This is a genomic window from Erythrobacter longus (genome assembly GCF_000715015.1).
In the GTDB taxonomy this organism is placed as follows: domain Bacteria; phylum Pseudomonadota; class Alphaproteobacteria; order Sphingomonadales; family Sphingomonadaceae; genus Erythrobacter; species Erythrobacter longus.
On sequence record NZ_JMIW01000003.1, the window covers coordinates 257,748 to 283,532 of the forward strand.

The 25,785-nt window shown below is 56.2% G+C and carries 24 protein-coding genes and 1 tRNA gene; 18 read left to right on the top strand and 7 right to left on the bottom strand.

Annotated elements, in window-relative coordinates; all coding sequences use genetic code 11:
- Positions 1 to 37: 37 nt before the first annotated feature.
- Together EH31_RS08410 and EH31_RS08415 are read right to left on the bottom strand one after the other, a co-directional pair.
- A complete protein-coding gene (locus tag EH31_RS08410; protein ID WP_034959712.1) occupies positions 38 to 1,516 on the bottom strand; it encodes a sodium:solute symporter family protein in 1,479 nt (492 codons plus the stop codon).
- Between the two features lie 20 nt (positions 1,517 to 1,536).
- Positions 1,537 to 1,746: a hypothetical protein gene (locus EH31_RS08415; protein WP_152553514.1), complete on the bottom strand. Its 210-nt coding sequence runs from the start codon at positions 1,744 to 1,746 to the stop codon at positions 1,537 to 1,539.
- Positions 1,747 to 2,146: 400 nt separating this feature from the next.
- On the opposite strand from EH31_RS08415, the gene EH31_RS17535 reads away from it, so the two are divergent.
- The 14 genes from EH31_RS17535 to EH31_RS18145 all read left to right on the top strand — a co-directional run bounded on the left by EH31_RS17535 (position 2,147) and on the right by EH31_RS18145 (position 15,143).
- The gene (locus tag EH31_RS17535) at positions 2,147 to 2,734 is read left to right on the top strand and encodes a hypothetical protein (RefSeq protein ID WP_206742018.1); all 588 of its coding nucleotides are present in this window, start codon (positions 2,147 to 2,149) and stop codon (positions 2,732 to 2,734) included.
- 9 nt (positions 2,735 to 2,743) lie between these two features.
- Positions 2,744 to 3,208, top strand: a complete 465-nt coding sequence (locus EH31_RS08425) for a GGDEF domain-containing protein (protein ID WP_081853308.1) — start codon at positions 2,744 to 2,746, stop codon at positions 3,206 to 3,208.
- 141 nt (positions 3,209 to 3,349) lie between these two features.
- Positions 3,350 to 3,679 (top strand): hypothetical protein, encoded by a 330-nt coding sequence (locus EH31_RS08430; RefSeq protein ID WP_152553516.1) that lies wholly within the window; start codon positions 3,350 to 3,352, stop codon positions 3,677 to 3,679.
- 107 nt (positions 3,680 to 3,786) lie between these two features.
- Positions 3,787 to 4,326 (top strand): heme NO-binding domain-containing protein, encoded by a 540-nt coding sequence (locus EH31_RS08435; RefSeq protein WP_051699082.1) that lies wholly within the window; start codon positions 3,787 to 3,789, stop codon positions 4,324 to 4,326.
- 17 nt (positions 4,327 to 4,343) lie between these two features.
- On the top strand, positions 4,344 to 5,462 hold the full coding sequence (locus EH31_RS08440; protein ID WP_034959716.1) for a GGDEF domain-containing protein: 1,119 nt from the start codon (positions 4,344 to 4,346) through the stop codon (positions 5,460 to 5,462).
- Positions 5,381 to 6,160: an EAL domain-containing protein gene (locus EH31_RS08445; protein WP_161782136.1), complete on the top strand. Its 780-nt coding sequence runs from the start codon at positions 5,381 to 5,383 to the stop codon at positions 6,158 to 6,160. The genes EH31_RS08440 and EH31_RS08445 overlap by 82 nt, the downstream gene beginning before the upstream one ends.
- Positions 6,161 to 6,418: 258 nt before the next feature.
- Positions 6,419 to 7,588 (top strand): tyrosine-type recombinase/integrase, encoded by a 1,170-nt coding sequence (locus EH31_RS08450; RefSeq protein WP_034959718.1) that lies wholly within the window; start codon positions 6,419 to 6,421, stop codon positions 7,586 to 7,588.
- A gap of 290 nt (positions 7,589 to 7,878) precedes the next feature.
- Positions 7,879 to 11,115: a type ISP restriction/modification enzyme gene (locus tag EH31_RS08455; RefSeq protein WP_034959719.1), complete on the top strand. Its 3,237-nt coding sequence runs from the start codon at positions 7,879 to 7,881 to the stop codon at positions 11,113 to 11,115.
- Between the two features lie 364 nt (positions 11,116 to 11,479).
- On the top strand, positions 11,480 to 11,668 hold the full coding sequence (locus EH31_RS08460; RefSeq protein WP_034959720.1) for a helix-turn-helix domain-containing protein: 189 nt from the start codon (positions 11,480 to 11,482) through the stop codon (positions 11,666 to 11,668).
- Positions 11,669 to 11,671: 3 nt separating this feature from the next.
- Positions 11,672 to 11,863 (top strand): hypothetical protein, encoded by a 192-nt coding sequence (locus EH31_RS08465; protein ID WP_034959721.1) that lies wholly within the window; start codon positions 11,672 to 11,674, stop codon positions 11,861 to 11,863.
- Positions 11,860 to 12,744, top strand: coding sequence for a DUF7146 domain-containing protein (locus tag EH31_RS08470; RefSeq protein ID WP_034959722.1), 885 nt, complete (start codon positions 11,860 to 11,862; stop codon positions 12,742 to 12,744). The genes EH31_RS08465 and EH31_RS08470 overlap by 4 nt, the downstream gene beginning before the upstream one ends.
- The gene (locus EH31_RS08475; protein WP_034959724.1) at positions 12,741 to 14,240 is read left to right on the top strand and encodes a YfjI family protein; all 1,500 of its coding nucleotides are present in this window, start codon (positions 12,741 to 12,743) and stop codon (positions 14,238 to 14,240) included. The genes EH31_RS08470 and EH31_RS08475 overlap by 4 nt, the downstream gene beginning before the upstream one ends.
- A gap of 134 nt (positions 14,241 to 14,374) precedes the next feature.
- Positions 14,375 to 15,034, top strand: coding sequence for a hypothetical protein (locus EH31_RS17650; RefSeq protein WP_051699083.1), 660 nt, complete (start codon positions 14,375 to 14,377; stop codon positions 15,032 to 15,034).
- A complete protein-coding gene (locus EH31_RS18145; protein ID WP_422110923.1) occupies positions 14,934 to 15,143 on the top strand; it encodes an HGGxSTG domain-containing protein in 210 nt (69 codons plus the stop codon). The genes EH31_RS17650 and EH31_RS18145 overlap by 101 nt, the downstream gene beginning before the upstream one ends.
- An 84-nt stretch (positions 15,144 to 15,227) precedes the next feature.
- Here the strand turns inward: EH31_RS18145 and EH31_RS08485 are convergent.
- Both EH31_RS08485 and sppA read right to left on the bottom strand, forming a co-directional pair.
- A tRNA-Val gene (locus EH31_RS08485) sits at positions 15,228 to 15,302 on the bottom strand.
- Between the two features lie 124 nt (positions 15,303 to 15,426).
- Positions 15,427 to 17,325, bottom strand: coding sequence for a signal peptide peptidase SppA (gene sppA / locus EH31_RS08490; RefSeq protein ID WP_034959725.1), 1,899 nt, complete (start codon positions 17,323 to 17,325; stop codon positions 15,427 to 15,429).
- Positions 17,326 to 17,486: 161 nt separating this feature from the next.
- Between sppA and EH31_RS08495 the strand changes: the two genes are divergently transcribed.
- Together EH31_RS08495 and EH31_RS08500 are read left to right on the top strand one after the other, a co-directional pair.
- A complete protein-coding gene (locus EH31_RS08495) occupies positions 17,487 to 18,533 on the top strand; it encodes an aspartate carbamoyltransferase catalytic subunit (protein ID WP_034959726.1) in 1,047 nt (348 codons plus the stop codon).
- Positions 18,530 to 19,765 carry a dihydroorotase gene (locus EH31_RS08500; protein WP_034960108.1) on the top strand — a complete coding sequence of 412 codons (1,236 nt, stop codon included), beginning with the start codon at positions 18,530 to 18,532 and terminating at the stop codon, positions 19,763 to 19,765. Before EH31_RS08495 ends, EH31_RS08500 begins: the two co-directional genes overlap by 4 nt.
- A 111-nt stretch (positions 19,766 to 19,876) precedes the next feature.
- Here EH31_RS08500 and EH31_RS08505 read toward each other — a convergent pair whose 3' ends face one another.
- Genes EH31_RS08505 through EH31_RS08515 form a run of 3 tightly spaced genes read right to left on the bottom strand, consistent with a single transcriptional unit; the run spans position 19,877 to position 22,539 of the window.
- Positions 19,877 to 21,256, bottom strand: coding sequence for an SPOR domain-containing protein (locus EH31_RS08505; RefSeq protein WP_051699084.1), 1,380 nt, complete (start codon positions 21,254 to 21,256; stop codon positions 19,877 to 19,879).
- A gap of 60 nt (positions 21,257 to 21,316) precedes the next feature.
- Positions 21,317 to 21,811, bottom strand: coding sequence for a hypothetical protein (locus tag EH31_RS08510; RefSeq protein ID WP_051699085.1), 495 nt, complete (start codon positions 21,809 to 21,811; stop codon positions 21,317 to 21,319).
- Between the two features lie 5 nt (positions 21,812 to 21,816).
- Positions 21,817 to 22,539 (bottom strand): ParA family protein, encoded by a 723-nt coding sequence (locus tag EH31_RS08515; RefSeq protein WP_034959728.1) that lies wholly within the window; start codon positions 22,537 to 22,539, stop codon positions 21,817 to 21,819.
- Between the two features lie 319 nt (positions 22,540 to 22,858).
- Between EH31_RS08515 and EH31_RS08520 the strand changes: the two genes are divergently transcribed.
- Together EH31_RS08520 and EH31_RS08525 are read left to right on the top strand one after the other, a co-directional pair.
- The gene (locus EH31_RS08520; protein ID WP_241765873.1) at positions 22,859 to 23,926 is read left to right on the top strand and encodes an SPOR domain-containing protein; all 1,068 of its coding nucleotides are present in this window, start codon (positions 22,859 to 22,861) and stop codon (positions 23,924 to 23,926) included.
- 80 nt (positions 23,927 to 24,006) lie between these two features.
- The gene (locus EH31_RS08525) at positions 24,007 to 25,320 is read left to right on the top strand and encodes a DUF418 domain-containing protein (protein ID WP_034959729.1); all 1,314 of its coding nucleotides are present in this window, start codon (positions 24,007 to 24,009) and stop codon (positions 25,318 to 25,320) included.
- Positions 25,321 to 25,785 lie beyond the last annotated feature (465 nt).

The window sequence follows — 25,785 nt, forward strand, 5'->3', positions numbered from 1 at the left end:
AAATCTGGACTATTTGAAAATCCAGCTTGATTGACGCCTAGGCTGCGGCCCTTGTGAACCCTTCACTGTGGTCAGCATTTTGCGGCTGGGTCAGCAGGCTCACCGCGATCAAAACCGGGATATGGACCATAAGTCCCAGCATCCCTTCGTGCAGGTCAAAAGGCCTGAGATCATTGCCTAAATATCCGCTGAGGAAGAAGAAGGCGGCGGTCAGGGAGCCGCTGGCAAAACCTGCGATCACGCCCGCTGTGGTCGCACGGCCCCAATACATCGCGGCGACAATGGGCGGGGCAAGCTGGCAGATGATCCCGTATGCAGTGAGTAGCAGCACGACGAGCGACACACCCTCGACCACGGCAAAGGCATAGGCGAGCGCGCCGACAACAACCACAAGCACCTGGATCAATCGCCGCCGTGCTTCGTCTGACATCTCCTTGAAGGGTTTGATCCCATCTTCAACCGTGACGGATGCGGCGGCGTGCATCAATGAATCGCCCGTGGACATGCTGGCGGACAATGCGCCAGCGCAAAACAGGCCAACGACGATTGCCGGAAGTTCCGCGTTGAGGATCATGAACGGCAGGATGAAATCGGATGAAGGCGGAGCTTTGGGATAAAGCACCCCTGCAAACCCGATCAGGAAGACCGGGATCAGAAACAGCTGAAACGTCGGGAACAGGACCACTGTGCGTCGCAAAGTGTTGTCCGAGCGCGCGGTAAAGGCCTTCATAAACAGATGCGGCCACATCATCAGGCCAACAGCGGAGACGATGATCGCGCTGGAATAGCCGCCCCAGCTCCAAGGCTCGCCGCTCGCGGTCAGCCCTGGCATAGTCAAAAGCTCGGGTCGCTCTGCCATGATCTGCGTGAACATGTCGCCGACCCCGCCATAGAGCGAAATCGGCAGGTAGAGGCCGAGTGTCCACGCGATGGTGAGCATGAAAATGCCCTGAAAAGTGTTGGTCCACCCCACCGCAGCAACGCCTGAAAACAGGACATAGATGAGCACAATTCCGTAAGCGACGAGCGAGCCTACCCACAGCGGAATGTTCCCCTCGGTCACCGCCTCGATCACAATGCCGGCCCCGCGCATCTGCAAGGTGATGTAAGGGATGAACGCCAGCACAGTGAGGACGGCTATCATCAACGACAGGCTGCGCGACGGGAACCGCCCGCAGATCAATTGCGCCTGCGTCACATATCCGAATTTGCGCCCCAGTGCGGCGGCTTTGGGGCCGAGGAAGAAATAGGGCGCGATGCCCAATACGCCGTAACAAAGGATGTAAAAGGCAGCCGCGCCCCGGCTATACGCCCAACCAGGCCCACCCAGAAATGCGAAAGCGCTGAAGATCGAGGCGCCAAGCACGAAATACATGACCAGAAGGCCGAAATCGCGGTCGCCTGCAACATAGCCAGCCACGCTCTTCGAAGCGCGCCTTCCCGACAGCAATCCGATGGCCAACGTGATGCCAAGATACGCCGCGATAACGGCTGCAATGATGTGCCAGCGTTCCATCGCGACCTAGCTCCCGGTTATCATTCTTCAGGTCGCGTTTCGCTAACGTACAATGCTGCCAACATGACCAACGCTACCGAGATCAGCATCGCCAAGACAAACAGGTTGAACGGCAAGCCCAGAACAAGCGGTGTGGCGGTGTTGAAAAGTGTTGCACCCGGCCATGTCGTGGCAAGCAAGAACAGCAGCATGTAAGCTGTGACCAGTCCTCGCACCATACTCTTGCTCAACAACAAACGCTCCCATTTCATACAGCTGCAAATTCACACTGCTGCCAGTTCACAAAGGCTGATCGTGTAGCCAAAGCCGCCGTTCCATCAAGCGCAATATCAAATGTGAAATGTGCAATCGAATTCGGAAATCTACCTCTCAGTACATCTGGCTTGGTCCATGAATGCGCTCTAATCTGTTCTTTTTCGCACCTTTTTTACCAACACCAATGGTCTTTGAAATGTGAATTCGCTACATTCTTCAACAGATGTTGGTGCAAACATGAATATTGAAGCAGCCTTGGCTTGGCCCGCCCTTGCACTTGTATTTGCGGGTGTATTTGCTGGCCTTTGGAATGCGAACCGAAAAAGGATGCACCTTCTGGGCTTCGGGGTCGGTTTTTTTGCGCTCTTTTTGGCCATGACGGTCGTGATCGCGGCCCCTTGCGCGAACCAGCCAGTGATTACGACCGGGCTCCACCTATTGGCTTGCATAAGCGTGATGGCGATTGTTTGGGGGAGCTTACAACGCCTCAATCAAAGAACACCGATTTTCGCGATGTGCACTTTGTCGGTTTTCTCCAGCGCGCTTCTTTATCTTGCACTAGAGAATGCCGAACAAGAAGTGGCTTTGCTCGTCCATAATGAAGCAAGCGGGCTGCTGTTTGCGATTGGCGCTGTCTTACTGTGGACAGCCCGCACGACCAACATGCTGGATCGCATATTGGTGTGGACCATGAGCTTGCTTGCGATTTTCAGCCTCCTGCGCCCGATTGTTCTGTTTTATCTTCAAACCGGGCCGGCCTCTCTGGTTCAGCACAAGATTGAAGCCAGTGCCGCAAGCTTTGTCCTCTTCATGGTTCTGACTGCGATGCTGGGGGGTGTTCATGTTGCGATTGCCATCCACGAAGCGATAGACATTCGCCATGGTTCCAAACGCACTGATCCGGTGTCCGGCTTTCTCGATCAGCGCACTTTTGAACTGACTGGCGAGCGCGCACTGGCTTAGGCGCACCGCCTGAAAGCTCCGGTTGCACTTGCGGTGCTTCAATTTGATTGGTTCCATTCCATTACAGAGAAATGGGGCCAAGTGACCAGTGATATGGTGGTCCGGGAAATCTCGGATGTTGTACGAAAATGGAAGCGCGACAGCGATGTTTTCGGCCGGGTGGGTGAGGACCGTTTTGCGATCATTTTTGTGGGCGTTAAAGCCGTTTCAGCGCAAGCAATCGTAAACACGCTTCGCGATGAAATCGATGAGGCCTGTAACGAGCGCATGAGCGGCCTTCTTAAATTCACTATCAGCTCGTCAATCTTGGATGCGCAATCTGGAACGCTTTTGGGAACGTTGATGCGCAAGGCGCTCATCCCCCTTGGCCGGGCGGGAAAACTGGGAGCCAATATCAGCTTTGTGAATGGAGTTTACGAACAGCATTTGGGTCTTGGCGCTGCTAATGACGCAACCTTCATGGCCCACGGATAGTATTCTCACCCAATACTTCTCGAAACTGGCTGGCGAGTAAGCAGAAACATGGCAAACGGGAGTTCTCAAGCGTCAAGACAGTTCAAACGCTTTGGCGAAACGCTTTCAGAGACTGCAATGAGGGCTCCTGAGGAGCGACGGATGCGCTCGGAGCATCTGGTTATTCCAGAGCTGTTCGGTGAACCGGCATGGGATATCCTCTTGCACATTTTCTATGGGCAGTCAGAAGGGCGAGAAATCAAAATCCAGAGCATAGCAATGAGTTGTCGCCTGCAGATCACTAGCGTGCTGCGATGGCTTGAGGTGTTGGAGCGCAGGCGCCTGATTTTCGCATATCGCAAGGAAGACAGCGAGACACTCAAACCAGGGCAGGTCTGCTTGCGCCTTTCGTCCCAGGGGTATGAGGCGATGGCACAATATCTGGAGCGCTTCGCATGGCGCGATCCGTTCTGCGATCGTTACAGAGTATAAGGTGCCTTAGAGGAGAATACTCAGGCGCTGTGTCTCGCCGCCTTAATATATTCACAGCGTATCCCAACATCTTACTCAAATCTACGAGTGAGGCGCGCATATATGGGATGGTCAACGAAGGTGTCCGCACATTCGTAATCAAGAAATTCGGCAAAGATGCTTGGGAAACCATTCGTTTGGATGCGGGTATTGATACCTCGCAGTTTGATCGGATGCACGCCTATGACGACGCCATAACCTGCGATCTTGTAGCTGCAGTGGCTAAGCATAGGGATATGGCTCAAGGCGAGGTTCTCAGCGTTTTTGGCGAATACTGGGTTGGCTATGCTGGCAATTCGGGTCTTGGCAATCTGCTCTCTTTATCTGGCCGCAACTTTGTCGAGCGCGTTCAGAACCTCGACGATATGCATGATCGCAAGATGATGGCCATGCCAGGTCTAAAACCGCCTTCCTTTGAGATTGTTGAGCTTGATCAGAGCATTTTTGAACTGAGTTACTATTCGGTTCGCCCTGGCCTTACTCCGATGGTTATCGGCTTGCTGCATGGCCTGGCAGCTCAGACAAATGAGAAGATATCGGTTGAGCTTACATCTGCTCGCTCTTCGGCGAACGCGCCTGATCTATTTCGGATTGAGCTGCTTGCTTAAAGAGTGCCCTGAGACCAATGCTCTCCTCACCTGATCTTGCGTACTGCCTCACTGCCGGAGCATTGAACACGCTGTTTCCGATGCACTGCATCCTTGATGATGAGGGGCGTATCGTTCAGGCCGGATCAACTTTGTCCAAAGTCATGCGGCGCGCGGTCGTTGGAGAGGCGCTGTTCGACCTTTTTGAGATCAAACGCCCACGTTCATTGCACTCCTTAGCAGACCTGCAATCGTATACCGGCCCAAAATTCGTCCTTCGTGCAGTCTTCGAAGCCGAGCACCCTCTGGAATTTCGATGTGTGGCTACTGCAATGGAGGCAGGCGGGAAAACCCTGCTCATCGATTTCGCCTTTAGCGCAGACTTCCTCGATCTGTTTTCTTTGCTTCAATTGAACGCCTCGGACTTTAAGCCCAATGACCCTTCCCTGGATTTGATCTACACGATTGAAACCCAAAGAACGCTGGTCGAAGACAGCCAAAAACTCACGCTTGCGCTGGAACGCTCAAGAAAAGAGGCAGAGCACGCGGCCAATATTGATCTGCTCACCGGCATCGCCAATCGCCGCTTTCTGTCGAGTTATCTTCGTCAAGAGCCTGCACCGATCATTTCTCGGTGTGGCGGTTTTTTGCTCCATCTGGACCTCAATAAGTTCAAATCCATCAACGATACGAGCGGCCATTCAGCCGGGGACGCAGTGCTGCAACATACGGCGCGCATTCTTGATGAGGCGGCGGGCGAAACGGGCTTTGCGGCTCGCCTTGGCGGGGATGAATTCGTCTTGCTGGTGCGCGGCTACACATCGCGCGCGGCCATCGAAAGCCTCTCTATAGGCATTTGTCAGCGCATATCAGAGCCGATTGCTCATGGTGGACATGTGCTTCAGGTATCGACCTTGCTGAGCATGGCGGTGTTGCTCCTGATCAATTGCTCAGCTTCTCTGACATCGCACTCTACGAAGCAAAACGCAGCCGGGAAGACATCGTCTTCTTGGATCAAGAGATGCTTCACAACCATCACGAGCGCCAAGCGCTCATCCAACAGATCGAAGACGGGTTGCAGCTGGGCCAATTCGTTCCGTTCTTTCAACCAAAGATTGATACGCGGACAAACCGCATATCCGGCGTGGAAGTCTTAGTGCGATGGCAGCATCCACAGCGCGGTCTATTGCCGCCATCACAGTTTATTGATGAGGCGGAAGCCGCCAATCTTATGGGGAGGATTGATCGCTGCATTATCGCGCAAGCGGTCAAGGCTTACGGAGACTGGCTCAACGCTGGTTTCATCATTGGCAAACTGTCGATCAATCTGACCGCCTACAATTTGCAGTCCGGGACTTTCGTCGAATATCTGGCTGATGAGCTGCGCAACTCCGGTCTGACTGCGCGGCACGTTGAGCTTGAGTTGCTGGAGTCGATACTTTTCGATTGCGATGATTCGTCGTTGTTTGAGAGGTGCCGCGAGCTAAGTCAGGCTGGTTTTCACTTGGCGCTCGATGATTTTGGGACTGGCTACGCTTCGATCTCAACCTTGATCGACAATTCGATCACGACAATCAAGATTGACCGCTCCTTCATCTCCGGGATCGACAAACAACCTCGATTGCAGCGCATCACCCGGTCAATTCTGGCTTTGTCACAGCAACTTTATCTTGATGTTGTGGCAGAAGGGGTGGAGACCGCTGCCGAACTGGAAGTGTTGACGGCGTTTGGATGCCATCTGGTTCAGGGATACCATTTCAGCCGGCCGCTCGATGCCAACCGGATGACTGGCTGGCTGCGCGCTCGGGACGAGTGTGCTGAAGAGCAAAGCCGAACCCAGCAGTCCATGAGATAGCGTGGACTCACCCCGCAGGCACCCCGCAGGCACCCCGCAGGCCCCCCGCAGCATAGCGGAAGGTAAAGCGCCAAGGAATTCAATAATTGGTGGGCGCGGCAAGGATTGAACTTGCGACCCCACCCGTGTGAAGGGTGGGAAACTGGGCGATTGCGGCTATACACGGACGATAAAATCCAATAAAAACAATCACAGGCGTTCAAGTGTGTCCGCCCATGTTTTTCATGTTTTTTTCATGGATTTTGAAAGAGCCGTTGGATGCCTGATTTAAGCCGGATCAAAGAACGCGAAAAATTGAAGCCTAAAGCTGGAGACGAACCGCACTGGCAGCGCTTGCGCCAAGGCTGCTATTTGGGCTTCCGGCCTTCCAAGAAAGGTAAGCGGGGCACTTGGTTTGCGCGCGCTTACGATCCCGATGGCAACAAGTATCGCCGTAAGTCTCTTGGAGATTATGGCGCGCTATCTGGCCATGATGTTTTTTCGCAAGCGAAGGTGGATGCCGAAGGCTGGACCGAAACGGTCGAGAGTGGCGGCGAACGCGCCCGCGATATGGTGACGGTCAAGGATGCGTGTGAAGCCTATCTTGCCGAAAAGCCGGGAGCGATTGCCGAAGGCGTATTCCGGCGGCACGTCTATTCTGACCCCATTGCCAGAGTGAAGCTCGATAAGCTGCGTCGGCACCATCTTCGAAGCTGGCGCAAGCGGCTGGAAGAGGCACCGGCTTTGCTCACCCGCTCCAAGAAAGGCGAGAAGCGCTGGAAGGAGCGCGCCAAGTCGACTGTCAATCGCGACATGGTGCCGCTGCGTGCCGCATTAGGGCAGGTGCTAAAGCCCGGTGCGCCAAACACAGATGCGGCATGGCAAGAGGCTCTGAGGCCATTCAAAGGTGCGGATAAGCGCCGAGAGCTCTATCTTGACCGTGATGAGCGCAAGAGGATGATTGAAGCCTTTGACGGGGAAGCCTTGCCCTTTGTTAAAGCGCTTTGCCTTTTGCCTTTGCGACCCGGTGCGCTGGCTAGTTTGACGGTACGCGACTTCGACAAGCGCACGCGAAGTCTCACAATCGGCAAAGACAAGAACGACAACCCCCGCCAGATTTCCTTGCCGCAAGTCATTGCCGATTTCTTCACCGAGCAGGTTAAAGGGAAAATGCCAGCCGCGCCGATCTTCACGCGCGGCGGTGGCGAGGCATGGAACAAAGACGCATGGAAATACCCAATCAAGGAAGCGGTGAAGGTGGCTGGTTTGCCCCTTGCTGCATCCGCCTACACACTGCGCCATAGCGTCATAACGGACCTGATCCGCGCTCGCTTGCCAATCCTCACGGTTGCGCAGCTATCGGGAACAAGTGTGGCGATGATTGAAAAGCATTACGGCCACCTTGTGCGCGATGATGCGGAAGAGGCATTGGCGAGTATTGCGTTTTAGGTCTTACTTAGAAAACCTCTTATGGCCTTTTAGTCTAGAAGAGCAGCGCGACTGAGATAGGGTCGTAAGAAACTAAGGGGCAATTCTGGAAGGGAGGGGTGGCCAAATCTCCAAGCCTTTTTTGCCGGACACCGCTGCCTTGTCCGCTACACAATCGCTAAGATAGTTTTTTGCCCTTGCGATTGGGCGGCTCGACACATCACAAAAATCAGGTTTTCCCTATTGATTTAGGAAAACAATTGGCGGCTGGGGCAATGGCCATTAGCAAAGGCATGAATAGGAGAGCATTTATGGAAATTGCTGAGTATCTGGCCGAAATAAAAAAGCTTTATGATAGCGGCCAGACAACTGAGCACAGTTTCCGGCCAGCGCTTGAGCGGCTTTTCAAGTCGATTGATCCAGACTTGACCGTAATCAATGAACCCCGGCGCACAGTGGATGTTGGCGCGCCTGATTTCGTGTTCCAGCGGGGCGACGTTTCGATTGGCTGGTGCGAGGCCAAGGACATCGGCAAGGACATCCGCAAGTTTGCCAAGGGCGATTACAGCAAAGAGCAAAAGGGCCGCTACGCAAAAGGCCTGCCCAATCTGATCTACACAAACGGGCTCGACTTTGAGTTTATTCGCGATGGTGAGGCGGTGGACTTCATCACCATTGCGGACCTGATCCCGACAATGCCCGCGCGAACAGAGGCGTTCCCGCTTCTCGAAGCGCGGCTGGCAGAATTCGCACAAGTCACCCCGCTTAGCGTTACCTCGTCAAAGCGCCTTGCCGAGCTGATGGCGGGTAAGGCTGCGCTCATCAAAGAGATCATGGGTAATGCTCTGGTGAGCGACCTCAAGGCGCAAGGCGACGGCGGCCAGCCGACCGACCTTATCGGCCAGTACGAAGCGTTCAAAGAAAGCCTGATCCACGACATCACAGTTGCAGAATTTGCGGACATCTATGCCGAAACCATAGCTTACGGCCTGTTTGCAGCGCGCCTGCATGATGAGACGTTAGAGACGTTCAGCCGGACCGAGGCGCTGGAGCTTTTGCCCAAGTCTAACCCGTTTTTGCGGGCGCTGTTTGTCTATATCGCAGGCCCCAATCTGGACGAACGTCTGCGCCGCGTGGTTGATGATCTGTGCGAAGTTTTCCGTGCGACCGATATGGAGAAGGTGCTGCGCCATTTTGGCAAGGTCACAAAGCGTCAAGACCCCTTCCTGCACTTTTACGAAGACTTCCTCGCCGAATATAACCCCAAGAAGCGCAAAGCACGCGGGGTCTGGTACACACCGGAACCCGTGGTCAATTTCATTGTGCGGGCCGTGGATGAGGTGCTCAAGACCGAATTTGGGTTAAGCGATGGCCTTGCGGACACAAGCAAGATTTCGATTGATTGGGACACAGGGCAAACGGACAAGCACGGCAAGCCTGCGACCATCAAGAAAGAGGTACACCGCGTCCAGATTTTGGACCCTGCAACCGGAACGGGCACATTCCTGGCGGAAGCAATCAAGCTGATTGCGGGACGCGTACAGAACATCGCGCCCAGCCAATGGTCCGGCTATGTCGAGAATGATCTGATCCCGCGCATTCACGGCTTTGAGTTGCTGATGGCAAGCTATGCCATGTGCCATATGAAGCTGGATATGATCCTTACCGGATTGGGGTACAAACCCAGCGACAAAGCGCCCCGGCTGGGGGTTTATCTCACCAACTCGCTGGAGGAAGGCGAGCGGGTGGAGCAAACACTGTTTGGTCTATCGCGCGCCATTGCTGAGGAAGCGAAAGCAGCGAGTGACATTAAGCGGCAGACACCCATCATGTGCGTGATTGGGAATCCGCCTTATGCTGTGAGCAGCAGCAATAAGTCGCCGTTCATCGACCGCCTTCTGGCCGACTATAAGAAGGACTTGAACGAGCGTAATATTCAGCCTTTGTCAGACGATTATATCAAATTCATCCGATATTCTCAGCATCTGATTGAGCAAAATGGAGAGGGCGTCTTAGGGTTCATCACAAACAACAGCTACTTGGATGGCCTCATTCACCGGCAAATGCGGCAATCACTCCTTGATACCTTCGACCAAATCTACGTGATTGACCTGCATGGCAGCAGCAAAAAGAAAGAGGTTTCACCGGACGGTTCACCCGATCAGAATGTTTTTGACATCATGCAGGGCGTCGCGATCATCGTAGCGGCGAAGCTTAATCGCGAAAAACAAATGCCCGCAACGGTTAGGCACCTCGATGTTTGGGGAAGCAGAAAGGCAAAGAACTCGTCTTTGTTTGAGCTCGAGATCGACGCGACGGATTTTGCAGAGATCGATACTACGGCACCCAATCGCTATCTTGTGCCAAAGGATTTTGAATCGGCAACTAGTTACAGCAACGGTGTTTCGCTCAAGGGCCTGTTCTCAAAAATTACCTCTGGAATAAAAACCCACAAAGATCACCTTGTGATCGACTTTGAACGGTCGGCCTTAGTTGCTCGTATGCAATCCTACTTCGATCCCGCAATTGGTGAGAGTGAAATCCGCGAACGGCTGAGATTGAAAGACAACAAGTCTTGGAGCGTGGAGGCATCCCGAAAAGATAACAATTTTAAAGATAGCAACGTCAAAAACGTGTTCTATCGGCCATTCGATTCACGCTCTCTTTACTATGATTCTAGGATCGTCGAGCGTGACCGAACAGCCGTAATGAAGCATATGATGTTTGGCGGTAATCTTGGGTTTGGTTTGAACCGACAAATCGAAGTGAAACGAGGGTTTCATGACATTGTCGTTTCAGACGAGGTTTTTGACCTCCATGCCTTGAGCCTCAAAGAAGGTAACCACTTCGCCCCCCTCTACCTTTACCCAGACGAGCAAGACCTAGACCAATCCATCCGCGTCAATTTCGACCACAAGTTATACGCTAGAATCCGTGAGGCCGCTGGGCTCACTGGCCCAATCAAAGCGCCAGACACGCAGGCCGTCGAAAGCGGCGCTTTCCGCACAGCCACTGGTGACAGCCGCCCTGATGAGGTCAAGGTCTTCGATTACATCTACGGCGTGCTCCATTGCCCTCAATACCGCGAAACCTACGCGGAGTTTCTCAAAATCGACTTCCCCCGCGTTCCCTTCCCGCCATCACCCGAAGTCTTCCGCACAATCAGTGGGCAAGGCGAGGCCCTGCGCCGTCTACACCTGATGGAAGACGCAAGCATTGGCGACACCGCCTACCGCTTCGATGGCGAAGCGCCAGAGGGGCAGGACAACGAGGTCGAAAAACCCCGCTTTGAGCTCCAGCCGGACGGCACAGGCCGCGTCTACATCAACGGCAAAGGCACTGAGGGGCAGTATTTCGAAGGCGTCCCAGAAGTCTCATGGGGCTTCCCCATCGGTGGCTATCAGCCTGCGCAAAAATGGCTCAAAGACCGCAAAGGCCGGAAGCTGAGCTTCGACGACATCCGCCACTATCAAAAGATAATCAAAATCTTGGCGGAAACTGATGGAATTATGAAAGGCATTCAGATGCCAAGTATTGGTGATGGCTGATTCTCTACCCTGACTGCGCTTTAGGGGCCATTGGTCCTATTCGGCATTGATCTGTCCACAGCGAATCAAAAGTCGCACGGCTTATCCCCACCGAATCATACACCCTTGTCTTCGGTTGCCTCGCTTGCTTCTCTATAATGGGGACGCAAACGCACGTGTTTGCGTTCACTAACCACTAGGAGAACAGCCATTTTTGACACCACATAAACGAAACCCCCGCCGAGATGGCAGGGGCTCCGTGCGAAAGATTGGCGTCTCATCGCACTGCAGTTTCTACCCATTCCGGCGGTCTTCGACAACCGCAAATATGTGCGCGGGCGAACAACAAGGTTCGCTGGCGGACGCTACGAATGGATTGACTACAATGACAAACACCTCTCCAAATCTTGAACCTCTGGCCTACAGCGTCGCAGATGCCTGCCGCGTCTCCAGCATAGGCCGCACCCGCCTTTATCAGCTTATCGGTGAAGGCCGACTCGAAGCCAAAAAGATTGGCAAACGCACCCTTATTCCAGCCGCCAGCCTTCGCGCCCTTATCGAAGGGGAGGCTTGAACCATGCACCCTTGCAACAAAGAAACCCCGCTGGCGGCAACCGGCGGGGCTCTAAGCGATGGTTTGGAAGGCCTCTCGCTTAACCCTTCTAGCCTTGCGTTCCAACGGGCGCAATTCCTGATGAGCGCCCATGCGATCCGGCCAGATTTGGCTTTGATGCTTGGCGGATTGATCTTTGAAGGGGGCGCACAATGACTGATGCACGCGAAGTGACGCTGGCGCTCGGCGGGCGCTGGCATGGCCGCTATGGAACTGCGCCTTGCCCGGTTTGCCAAATGGATCGGCGGCGCGACCAGAACGCGCTAACCTTGGCCGATGGCGAGGCGGGATTGCTTGCCCATTGCAAACGGTCTGGCTGCGACTTTCTCGACATTCTGAGCGCGGCTGGTCTGCGCTCCGGTGATTATCGCGCCCCCGATGCGGTCACGGCTGCCAAACGTGAAGCCAAGGCAAAGGCGGACACGATCCGCAAGCAAAATGCTGCAAGGCGGCTTTGGGAGCAATCCCAGCCAATAGGGGACACTCTGGCAGAAACCTATCTGCGTGGGCGCGGTATAGGCTGCGCTTTGCCCGACACGCTGCGCTTTCATCCAAATTGCTGGCACGGGCCAAGCGAAAGCCGGTGCCCTGCAATGATGGCGCTTGTCGAAGGGGGCGATGGCTTTGCGGTGCATCGCACCTATTTGCGCGCCGATGGCAGCGGGAAGGCGGGTGTAGCTGGTGGCGACAAGCTTATGCTGGGCGCGACCGCTGGGGGCGCTGTAAGGCTCTCGAAGGGCGCTTCGCGGCTTGCGGTGGCGGAAGGCATTGAAAGCGCCTTGTCGCTGTTGTGTGGGCTTATGGTTGAGCCTGCGACTGTCTGGGCAGCGCTCTCGACAAGCGGGATGCGCTCGCTTCGATTGCCTGAGAAACCCGCGCGGTTGGTGATTGCTGGCGATGGCGACAAACCGGGCCGTGCTGCATCGCACGCGCTCGCGACAAGGGCGCATGCGCTGGGCTGGCAAGTCTCGATGCTCGACCCCGGCAATGGTGCAGACTTTAACGATGTCCTCACCGGAAAGGCGGTGGCAGCATGAGCGCGCAAGCCAAACAAGTCGAAACCCCTTTCAAGCCCGAAGCGCCGCAACCGCTCTTACGAGAAATCCCACCGGGTGCGCCCTATCCCATTCATGCGCTCGGGCCGCTTAAAGGTGCGGTGGAAGCGGTGCAGGGTATGACACAAGCTCCAATGGCGATCCCGGCACAATCCGCGCTCGCGGTTGCATCGCTTGCGGTGCAAGGCTTTGCCGATGTGGAGACACTTGGGGGCAAGAGGCCAACGTCTCTTTACGCTCTGACTATTGCGCAATCTGGCGAGCGGAAATCCGCCTGCGATGCGCCTCTAATGGCGGCTGTTAGAGAACACGAGCAAGAGCAGGCGAGATTGCATCGCAAGGCTATGCAAGCATGGCAGCGAAGGCACGACGTATGGAAAGCAAAACGCGAGCGGATTTTGGCCGATGTGAAGAAGGCAAAAGGCGGAGATAGTGCAGCATCTGAAGCTGAGTTGCAGGCACTGGGGCCTGCACCAGAGCAGCCACCTTCGACCGACCGACTTGTCACCGAACCGACCTTTGAAGGGCTCACTAAGCTATTCGCGAATGGAGAGCCTAGCCTTGGCCTGTTTTCAGATGAAGGCGGGCAATTCCTGGGCGGTCATGCAATGAACAGCGACAACCGGCAAAAAACTCTAGCCGCTTTCAATGACCTTTGGCAGGGCAACCCCATACGGCGGACACGCGCTGGCGATGGCCATGCAACGCTTTACGGGCGGCGATTGGCTGTTCACTTGATGGCCCAACCAACTGTTGCGCGGGCTTTCATGGCGGACCCGCTGGCGGCTGATACGGGCTTCCTGCCTCGCTTTCTCATCTGCGAACCGCCCAGCACAATCGGCACACGCTTACACGAAACCGCGCGCAATGATGATCGTGCAATCCTTAGCTTCAATGACCAACTGCGGTTCATTCTTGAAAGCGAAATGCCGATGCATGCGGAAACCCGCGAACTCCAGCCGCGATGTTTGCAGCTAAGCCATGGTGCGCGGGAAGCACTGGTGCGGTTCTCGGACAGTGTGGAACGGGCACAAAACCCCGGCGGCGATATGGCGCACCTTACTGGCACGGCTTCAAAGGCGGCGGAACAAGCGGCACGAATTGCCGGTGTGCTGACACTCTGGCGGGACTTAAAGGCGGAGCAAATTGAACCCGCTGATATGGCCAACGGAATTGAGCTTGCTAAGTTCTATTTGCTCGAAGCCGTACGGCTTGCCGATGCGGCGCAAGTATCGGCAGAGATTGGGCAAGCCGAAAAACTTAGGCGGTGGCTTCTCGAAGGCTTTGATGAAGCCGAAGTGACGGTGCGCGATGTGGTACGTCTTGGCCCTAATTCGCTTCGCGAAAGCCCGAAGGCACGGGCCGCGCTCGCGATTCTCGAAAAGCATGGATGGCTTTCACCGCTTGACGCGGGAACCGTAGTGCGAGGCTCTGCGCGCAAGGAGGCTTGGCGAGTTATGAGGCCCAGCGTGGAATGAGACGTGAAGCCATACCCCTGCGACATTCGCGACTGCTGCGACAATGGCCAAGCGCGGCTGGATTTTGTCGCAATTGTCGCGGTTGTCGCAAGGGGGAAGTGATTGCCCAAAATTGAGCAAAGGACGAAAACCAGATGACTGCAAAATCGAAGAAAAGCAAAGCAGGTTCGGCGCGAAGCAAGGCTCGCCTTGATATTGAGGGAGAACCCGAAAAGAGCAAAGAACGCAACCTTGCTAATGTCTCGCTTGATCCAGCGGCGAGCGGGATGGCAGCAACCCGCATGTTCAACGCGGGGAGCTTTGGTGAGCAAGATTCCACTGAGCTCTATCTATCTCTCAGTGACAAGGGAAAGGCTGCGACCTCTGGCGACCTAACTCATTACAAGGCCATGCTGGCTGCGCAGGCGGATACTCTCAATTCAATCTTTACTGAACTGGCACGGCGGGCCGCTCTCAACATGGGCGAATATATCAGTGCAACCGAAATATACATGCGCTTGGCCCTAAAGGCACAGGCACAGTGCAAGGCAAACATAGAAGCGCTCGACCGGCTCTCGAATGGGCGGGTGCAAACTGTGCGGCACGTGCACGTCAACGAGGGCGGGCAGGCTGTTATCGCGGACGAGTTTCACCATCACACAGGGGGATGCAAAAATGGAAAATCAGACAAACAACCCCATACAACCGGAACGGCTGGCAAAAGCCCCGCGCTGCTTAGCCAAGACGCGCAAGGGGACGGCGTGCCAATCTCCAGCGGTAAAGGGAAGCAAGAGGTGCCGGATGCACGGCGGTAAAGGCAGCGGAGCGCCAAAGGGCAATAGCAACGCTCTTATGCACGGCGCACGATCTGCAAACGCTAGAGAAGTACTAGACCTGATCCGGCGATTGGGCCTGCCAGATTAGAATGAAACACAGCTATTCTCGCACGCTCTTTTTCATGTTTTTTTCATGGAAATGTGGCCCATCTCTTCTAAGTCATTGAAAAGATGGTGGGCGCGGCAAGGATTGAACTTGCGACCCCACCCGTGTGAAGGGTGTGCTCTACCACTGAGCTACGCGCCCGCCCGAGCTTCATATCCATGTCTGGACGGATTGAGGGCAGGGCCGGTCAAATACTGCCGACGCTGCCGTGATGCAAGATGACTTTTGGCAAGGTACCTGTGGCCAAGTCATCCGCTAGCGTGCCTTAATCAACGAGCCATGAGCCGATGAGCTTGGCGAAACCTGCAGCCTCATTGGCTTGCAAGGGACGCGCATCAGCCGGGCATTCGAGGCAATAGGCCTGCACCCCTTGAGTGCCGGTGAGCATCTTAGCATCGCTCGCCAATTGTCCGATCAAGACTTCGCGTTGACGCGCGGTCATTGCGAAAAGATCAGCGCGGCGTGAAACCGTCGCAGGGGCAACCGCATTGGTGACGAGCTGACGGATGAGAGAATCGTAATTGCCCGGCGTATCGCCAAGGAACATCGCGCTCCAATCGTCTTCGGAAAGGCCAGCTTCGCCAGCCACCCATTGCATTGCATCCGAAAGTCCGCCGAATTGATCGACAAGACCAAGCTGGCGCGCCGTACCGCCGTCCCACACGCGTCCTTGCGCGATCTGGTCGACCTTGTCATTCGTCATCCCGCGCGCCTCGGCAACGATGGTGAGAAAGTCGGAATAGGTGTCTTCAACCCCTGCTTGCAGGATAGAATCGAGTTCCGGCGACAATCCGCTCACAAGGTCAGGTTGGCCCGACAATGGCGTGGTGCGGTATCCGCCTGCACTAACGCCAAGCTCATCCGCGGTTCCTTCAAAGGTCGGGATGACCGCAAACACACCAATGGAACCTGTAATCGTTTCAGGTTGGGCAAAGATCCGGTCGGCTTTGGTCGCGACCCAATACCCGCCGCTGGCAGCAACATTGGCGAAGGACACTGCGACCGGCACATCCTTGTCGGCGCGGTAGCGTTCGATCGCCTGGCGAATGTCTTCTGATGCCAGAGCGGAACCACCCGGCGAATCCACGCGCACCACCAACCCTTTGATGTTGTCATCGCTAAGCGCTGTGTCGAGCAAGTCGACAATCCGCTCACCGCCTGCAATACCGGGTCCTGCTTCGCCGTCGACTATAGTGCCCGCGATGGTCACAATCGCGATTTTGTTGCTGGATGATCCTGTGCCGGGGCCGACATCGGCAAGATACGGCGCAAATTCGCTTTTGGCATATGCGCCCGGTTTTTTGTCGAAGGCATCTTCGCCAGCGATTTCAGCAACGCGTTCGCCAAATTTTACGCGGGTTCCGATTGTGTCGACAAGCCCCGCATCAAGCGCCGCTTTGGCAAGATCACCCGATGATGCCTCAACCCATGCAACCGTATCGCCGGTTACCCGGTCGAGATCGAGCGAGGGGCGCGCTTTCTTGACGTTGGCCTGCCATTCTTCCCACAGCGAACCATAAAGTGCGGCCAGATTTTCGCGGCTCGCCTCTGATGGGCCATCAAGCAGATAGGGTTCAACCGCCGATTTGAAGGTCCCGACGCGGTAAACGCGCACATTGACTTTGAGCTTTTCCAGAAGGCCAGCGTAATACAACCGCGCGCCGCCGGGCCCTGCGATTGTTGCGCCGCCCATCGGATTGACCCAAACTTCGCTTGCGTGAGAGGCCAAGTGCATATGGTCATCGCCATAGCCAAGCGCGTAGGTGAGTACCGGTTTTTCCGCCTTGCGCACCCGGTCCATGGCGTCTGCGATTTCTTGCATATGCACCTGACCGCCGCCGATAAAAGTGGTCATATCCATGACAACAGCTTTCACGCGGTCATCGGTGGCTGCTGCATCAAGAGCGCGCACAAGATCACGGGCGCGCAATTCAACCGGCGGGGCCGTGCCGCTCAAAAGCGTTGCAAGCGGGTCAACCTTGCTGTTCTCTTCAACCACATATCCGGTCATGTCGATGTAAAGAGCGCCTTCGCGCACTTGCCCCGGATTGGGGGCAGCGGAAAGAATGCTGAACAATGCGACGAAGAAAAGCAGCATGAAAACGAGGACCAAGCCATCCTTGATCCCGACGATAATTTTCCATGCCTTACCCAAAAAGCTCATTATTTTTCCTTGTTTCTCTCGCAAATCAGCCTTGACCGAACAACGACCCGACAACCTTTGCGGTTCCCTTGGAACATAACCACGTATTCGTAAACTTCTAGGGGAGGGGAGAGGCTCATGGGTTGAGCGCCCGACACGTCTCGACTAAGGGCTTGGGTTTAATGAACCAGACACCGCAATCCAGCGAGCCGCCAAGTGCAGGCAACACACTTGGTTCGGGACGCTTTCCCGAAGGCCGCCTCGCTTTTCCGCACCGCGATCTAACCGGTATCAGCCAGCTTGAGAGGCACGAAATCCTCTATCTCCTTGCGTCAGCTGAGGAGTGGGTGGAGCACAATAGAGGCCGTAACAAGCGTGCCGATCTTTTAAGCGGGCTCACCATCATCAATGCCTTTTTCGAAAACTCAACGCGCACGCTTTTGAGTTTTGAAATCGCGGGCAAACGCCTTGGCGCAGATGTTGTGAACATGCACGCTGCGCAATCAAGCGTTAAGAAGGGTGAGACGCTGATCGATACAGCGATCACGCTGAACGCGATGCGGGCCGATGCAATTGTCATACGCCACGGGTCAAGCGGCGCGACACAGCTGATCGCGGATAAAGTTGATTGCCCGGTTTTGAACGCGGGCGATGGCCAACACGAACATCCTACACAGGCGCTGCTCGATGCGCTTGCCTTGCGTCAGGCATTGGCGGCGCGTGGTGAGGGCGCAGAGGACTTTACCGGGCGCACCGTCCTGATTTGCGGAGACATCCTGCACAGCCGCGTCGCGCGCTCAAACATCTTGTGCCTTCAGGCAATGGGCGCAAAAGTGCGCCTGTGTTCCCCGCCAGCCCTTATGCCGCAAGGGGTGGAGATGATGGGCGCAGAAGCGTTCCACGATTTTGATGTCGCTCTCGAAGGCAGCGATGTGGTGATGATGCTGCGATTGCAAACCGAACGTATGTCCGGCCAGTTTATCCCGTCGGCTCGCGAGTATCATCACCTTTACGGCCTTACGAAAGCGCGGCTTGAACGCGCTTCACCAGATGCGCTCGTGATGCACCCTGGGCCGATGAACAGGGGCGTTGAGATCGATAGCGATGTTGCCGATATGCTCGACCGGTCGATTATCACCAGCCAGGTCGAGATGGGGGTCGCCATTCGCATGGCGTGCCTTGAAATTCTGACGCGTTCCGGGCGCGGTGTTGAGGGGTGGGCGGCATGAAGCAGATCAAACCCCTGACAATCACACATGGGAAGCTCGTCACCAGCGAAGGCATCGTCGAAGGCGCTGTGCGCTGTGTTGGCGGTCTGATCGAAACGGTTGGCCGCGATGTCACTGCGCAAGACGGCGATGAAGTCCTGTCAGCCAAAGGCAAGCTTATTACGCCGGGCATTGTCGATTTTGGCGTCTTTGCCATCGACAAGCCTGCTTTTCATTTTGGCGGGATTACGCGGGCGGCCTTGATGCCGGATCAATCCCCTCCGCTCGATTACCCGAGCCGCGTCAATTACATCGCCAAAAGCGGCAAGCCGGACCTGTGGGTGCACCCCCTTGCGGCGGCAACGCGCTCGCTTAAAGGCGAAGAACTTGCTGAGATTGGCCTTATGCGCGAGGCAGGCGCAAGGGGCGTTGCAACGGGCCGCAAGTGGATAGGTGACAGCGGTGTTATGCTCCGCCTTTTGCAATATGCCGCCATGCTTGATCTGGTAGTGGTGACCCATGCCGAAGATGCAGCTTTAGTGGGCAGCGCGGCAGCAACAGCTGGCGAATATGCAACGCGTCTGGGTTTGCCAAGCGCGCCTGCTGAGGCGGAGGCGCTGGCTGTGGCCCGCGATATCGCCTTGGCAGAGCTAAGCGGCGCGCAGCTCCATTTGCGCCAAGTGACAACCGCTGCCGGGTTCGATCTGGTGCGCGCTGCCAAAGGGCGGGGCGTGCGTGTGACTTGCGGGATTACGCCTGCCCATTTCATGCTATCTGATCTTGCCACAGCTGATTTCAGGACTTTCACCAAGCTGTCGCCCCCCTTGCGCAGCGAAGCGGACCGTCAGGCAGCGCTTGCCGCGATCGCAGATGGGACGATTGATGTCATTTCAAGCGGGCATGACCCGCGCGGGGCAGAGGACAAGCGCCTGCCTTTTTCCGATGCAGAGCCCGGTATGGCAGGCGCTGAAACACTGCTCGCGATGGTCTTGGGCCTTGTCCGGGACGACGTGATCGACTTGGTCAGGGCGTTTGACGTGCTGGCCGCGAACCCAGCAAAGCTCCTCGATGTACCAGCGGGCGCGCTCGCAAGCGGATTTGAGGCTGACCTTGCGATTGTCGATCCCGAAGCGCCCTGGGTCATCGACCGCCGCAAGATGACAGCAACGGGTGATAACACCCCTTTCGATATGCAGGGCGTCCAAGGCCGGGTGAAAGCCCTCATCAAAGGCGGCGTGCCGGTCGAGGGATAAGCTAGAGCCAGTTTGCCAAACAAAAAATACCCTCGGAGGCCAGGCTTTTGGGCCGGGGCTCTGAGGGTAATTTTGCTAAAAGCTGTTTGAGCTTTCAAGCGGGGGGAAGGGTTATCTTGAGCGTGAGGCGACGCGGATGTCGCGCTCGACCGCTCCAGCAGGTGGGCTGGATTTCGCATAAGCAAAGCAACCAATACCCGATGCTTTGACCGAGCCGCACATTGAGCGAGCAGAACGTGCGCCAAAGCCAGCGGCGGCAACACGGAAGAACGTGCGACCATTCACGCGCGCTTCGGTGATGACAGCGTCATGACCTTTAAGCGCAGGGAAGCGGCGTTGGAATTCGCCCCATTTTTGTTCGGCGACCTGACGGCTGTCGAACGACCCAAGCTGGATGCGGTGCGTGTCAGCTGAACCGGATGCCGGAGTGCTGATTGAAGGAGTGCTGGCACGGCTGGGTGCTGAACGCGCTGCCACGCTGGGTGCAGAACGCGTTGCCACACTGGGGGCGGGAGCCGATGCAGGAACTTTCTGCACAACCGCGTTTGAAACAAAGCGCGGTGCTGGCGGCGCTGCTGGGCGCGGTTTTGCCGCCGCAGGTTGAGCAATGGGAGGGGCAATCGAGGGCGCTGGTGCCGATGACGCCAATGCGACCGGCTGTGCGACTGGAGCAGCGACGACTTCTGGGGCCGGTTGAGGCTCTGCCATTGCCAGTTGCGCGGCTTCATCTGCCATCTGTTGCTGGGTCGGGAAGTTTGCAAGCGCAAGGTGGCGCGGCTGTCCGCCATCGCTCACGGGTTTAAGGCCAAGCAGATTGGATACGCGAAGCAGATGATCTTCTGGACGTGCGCTTGATGCCCAATTCGACAGACGTGTGTCGAGCTGGTCAGCTGGCACATCTTCTGCGGCCATCACGCGTGCAGCGCGCCAGTTGCCGGCAAGTGAATAGGCATATGCAAGGTTTTGACGCGCTTTGGGCGACGTGTTGCCTTCGCGGATCGCATCGACAAGCAGTTTGACACCGCGATCGGCTTCGCCAGCAAGAGCGAGCGCAAGACCAAGATCAGCGCGCGGGATACTGTTTTGACGCTCTTGAAGAACGCGCACCGCATCGCGGTTGTTGCCATTGGCAGCTTGCGTAAGGGCATAGCTTAGCGCGGTGCGTCCGCGATTATCGCCAAGGTCAATCGCATCGCCAAACGCGGTTGCGGCAGATTGGAAGCGACCCGCTTCGAGATAGGCTGTGCCAAGGGTGGCGCGGTATTCTGGATCGCGGGGGGACGCAAGAACGGCAGCCTCAGCGTAAGCGATTGCCTTGTCGACTTTGCCGTCTTCCAAAGCGGTTTGCGCCTTGTTGAAAGATACCTGAGCAGGAGGCGCGGAAGACGCGCAACTTGCAAGGGCAAGACTAGCCAAAGCTGTCCCAAGGATAAGGCCAACTTTCTGGCCGCTGGATTGTGCAGGCGATGCACCAAAATTGCTGCGAGCCATTTTTGTTTCCCCTAATTTAATCATGTTCTTGTCTGTCTTATTGACGGCAAGGGTTAATATTCAGTTGCGTTTCATGCGCTTGGCGAGTGCGTCGAGGTCTTCGATCTCGTTGAACATCGCATCAATCGCTTCAGTCACCAGAGCTTGTGCACTCATGCCGTGCATGGTTGCGGCCAGGCGCAGTTTGAGGTGGCGGTCAGCGTCAAGACGCAATGTGAAAGCTGCGCGCTTCACGGGTTTGGAGCCGGACTTTTCGGCAGCTTTGAAAGCAAGCTCGGATTTCTTCGAAGCTGCGGCCTTCTTTGCCTTTTTGGCAGACCGTTTTTCGGACGACGTACGCCTTGCGCCGCCGTATTCCCTTGCTTCGCCCATATCGTTCCAGCCAAGATCTTCGAGCATCTCGGGATCAACCAGAGCGATATCTGGAAGAGCTGCGATCTGTGGGCGCATCGCGGGCTTAGCGCCGCCCTTGCGAGCGAGCAAAGTCGGTCCCAGCGAGGCGAATTCGATCTCTGGGCTCGATTTCGCCTCAGAGTCAGAGTGGGCGCGGGCCACTGTTCTTACTGCGCCACGCGGCGGCCAAAGCCACCGGCTGGACGTTGTACGCCATTGGACTGAACCTGCTGGCCAGTACCGGGAGCTGCGAAAACGGTGCGACGGAAATTCTTTTCAAGCCGGTCAGAGATGTACTTCCACAGCGCTGTGATTTCAGCGCAGCTGCGGCCTTCAGGATCGACTTCCATCACAGTGCGGCCATCGATCATCGAGGCGGCAAAGTCGGTGCGGTGGTGAAGGGTGATCGGTGCAACGGTTCCGTGCTGTGACAATGCAACAGCTGCTTCCGAAGTGATCTTGGCCTTGGGCGTTGCAGCGTTCACTACAAAGACAAGCGGCTTTCCGGCGCGTTCACACAGGTCCACGGTCGCTCCAACAGCGCGCAGGTCGTGCGGGCTTGGGCGGGTTGGCACCACAATCAGCTCCGCCACCGAAATGACCGATTGGATCGCCATCGTAATGGCTGGCGGCGTATCGATAACCGCCAGTTTGAATCCCTGCTGGCGCAGAACGGCCAGATCGTTCGCAAGACGCGAAACCGTGGTTTGAGCAAAGGCAGGATATTCCGCCTCACGTTCATTCCACCAATCGGCGAGCGAACCTTGCGGGTCGATATCGATAAGAACGACCGGGCCAGCGCCAGCGCGCTGTGCCTGAACGGCCAGATGCCCGGAAAGGGTTGTCTTACCTGATCCGCCTTTCTGCGATGCCAAAGCTAGTACGCGCAAAACCGGTCCCCCTGAAATGTGACCATAATAAATGCCGCCTGATTGCAGCTGTTGGACCAGTGGGATCGCAGACTACCCCTAATTTAGAGTTAACAGCGACCCGCTTTAGGTTGATCGGGTCCTGGCTCCAGCGCGGTCATTAGGAGCTTAAAACTCGAAACTCGTGGCAGGATGCGAAGCAAGATTTGCCCCATCACGAAGCTTACCCCCTTTACCCGTCAACCAAATGCTAACCATTATGACGCTAGGAAACCTGCGTCTGATTAAGCGGACCCCAGCGCGATTTGACCCGCGCAAACAACACAGGAACCCAGACGCCATGGCACAAGGCACCGACTTTAAACCGAGCATTCTTCGTTTCTTAGGCGGCATGGGCACAGCAGCAGCTGTTCTTGGTGCAGCGCCTGTTTTCGCCAACGTAAAACAGGGCGTCGATGCGTGGAGCTCGGGCAATTACACTGCGGCAGTGGCTGAATGGCAGCAGCCTGCAAGCAATGGGGACGCCGATGCGCTGTTCAATCTGGCGCAGGCCTACAGGCTTGGCCGGGGGGTTCCAGCCGACATTAACCGGGCGCGCGAACTGTACGCAGAAGCCGCGCAAAAAGGGCATGTAAAGGCGGCCGATAACTACGGCCTTCTCTTGTTCCAGCAAGGCGAACAAGCCAGTGCCATGCCGCTTATCAAAGATGCGGCCGAACGCGGCGATCCGCGCGCGCAATATGTTTTGGGGCTCGCCCACTTCAATGCTGACTATGCGCAAAAGGATTGGGTTCGTGCCTATGCTCTTTTGACGCTCGCCAATGGCGCTGGTCTGCCGCAAGCGGCCAATGCATTGGCACAGATGGACGCCTATGTCCCGATCGAACAACGCCAGGTGGCGCAGTCGGTCGCGCGCGAATTGGAAGCCAATGCTGCGCAGCGCCGGACCGCAGAACTCGCAGCGCTTGATCTGGGCAGCACTGGTGGCACTTTTCCCGCTCCTGCCACCTCTCCATCGCCGCAGCCTCGTCCTGCTTTTGTAGAGCGCGCACCGCGCGGTGGCTCTGTTGAGGCCGCACAAGTTTCGGCAACACCGGCAGTTGTGTCCGCTCCAGCGCCTCAGCCCGTTCGCGTGGCACAACCTGTCGCATCGTCGCCGGCTCCGTCCACAGCGCGTAATGGCAACTGGCGCGTCCAGCTTGGCGCGTTTGGTGTGAAGGCCAATGCGGACCGCCTGTGGTCGACGCTTCAATCAAACCCGGCATTGTCCGGGACGAGCAAGGCACTTGTTCCTGGAGGCAATGTTACCCGCCTTCAGGCGGTTGGTTTCTACAGCCGCGCAGAAGCCCAGCGTGCCTGCGACAGCCTGAAGCGCGAAGGGCAAGGCTGCCTCGTTAAACAGCCCTGAGCCGGATCGCGCTCGTTCCCCCTTCCCCTGAGCCACCGCGATGCTAAGCTTCGCGATGACTTGGGATCAGGGGAATATGCATGACCACTTCTGAAAGTGCTGCTCAGGCCGGTATTGGCTTGGACGCTGACGCTGCTGGTGAGAGCGCGAGGGCAAAAGTTGCAGCCCCTGTTGCCACCAAGGACCGCATCGAAACGCTCGATTTTATTCGCGGACTGGCGGTGATGGGCATTCTGGCGGCAAACATTGTTGCCTTTGGTCAACCCTTCAACGCCTACACCTATCCCGGTGCTTGGATCGGGCCCACGGGTGATCCCGATGGTTGGTTGTGGATCGCGCAATTTGTGACGGTCGATGGCAAGATGCGGGGGCTTTTCACCCTGTTGTTTGGCGCTGGGATGTACTTGTTCATGGAGCGGGCATGGGCGCGCGGGGACACAGCAAAACTCCAGGCGTGGCGATTGATGATATTGTTCGCCTTTGGATACGCGCATTTCCTCTTCCTTTGGGTAGGGGACATTTTGGCGATGTATGCCCTTATCGGCCTTCTTGCCCTTACCTGTGTGGGATGGAAGGCAAAGACACAGCTTGTCGTGGGGCTTGCCGCATATGGCTTTGGCGCTGCGGTCAGTCTCCTTTTTTCATTCCCCTATTTGGTCACCAATACAAAATTGGGCGAAGCTGAAGGCATGGGAGAATTGAAGTCTGAATTCCTTAAGGCGACAGAGCAGGCCTTGGCTGACGACAAAGTCATCACTGCCTTCAAAACTTCAGGCGATTATCTCGGGCTCGTACAGCACCGTTTGAGCGATGAATGGTACATTCCGTTCGCCAATTCCGCGATGTTCTTCCTTGAGACGTTTCCGCTGATGCTGCTTGGCATGGCGCTATACCGGCTTGGCTTTTTCAGCGGCGCATTAAACCGCGGCAAGATGATTGCGTGGGGATGGATTGGCCTATTTGTTGGCGCAGGCGTGACCTTGATGATCGGCCTGATCGCAAAAGGCTCAGGGTTCGATTATTGGGCGAGCAATTCGGCCTTCCTTGCATGGAGCCCGCTTCCACGCCTCGCGATGGTTCTGGGGCTGGCTGCGCTTCTGGTCGCCTATTCGCCCGCTTGGACGGGTTGGTTTGCGACACGGGTGAGGGCTGCGGGAAGGGCGGCATTCACCAATTACCTCGGCACTTCTGTCGTGATGCTGTTTGTGATGCACGGTTGGGCGTTTGGCCTGTTCGGTGAGCTTACCCGGCCTCAGCTTTATCTGGTTACGCTGCTGACCTGCGCTCTGATGCTGGCATGGTCCAAGCCGTGGCTGGATCGCTATCGCTATGGCCCGCTTGAGTGGTTGTGGCGCTGTCTAACCTATCGGCGGGTCTTCCCAAACAAGCGATAAGTCACGCGCGCATGCCGGCGCGGGTGTGGGAAAAGGCGTTCGGCGGCTACGATTTGGCTTGCTATTGCGATTAATTCGCATATCTAGGTGTTGCAAACGCCTCGCAGGAGAGATTCGGAAGCTTATGTACACTTGCATTTGCAACGCTATTCGCGAAACAGACTTACGTGCAGCTGCGCTGAAGTCAGATGGCTGTGCCGAAACGGTCTATGCGAGCCTCGGAAAAAAACCGAATTGCGGGCAGTGCCTTGAGAAAGCTCAGAAAACTATCGAGGAAGAGCGCGCTTTGATCGCAAGCCTCGATCCGCGCCGGAAGTTTTGCAAAGAAGTCGCATTATAAGCCGCTAACGCGCAATTGCGAATAGGTCGCAAGCACCTGATTTATAACGAAAAATGTTACGCTAGCCCTTGCGCATACAGGGGTGCAGCCTCTATATAAGTGTTCAACAAGGGCCGGCATTGATC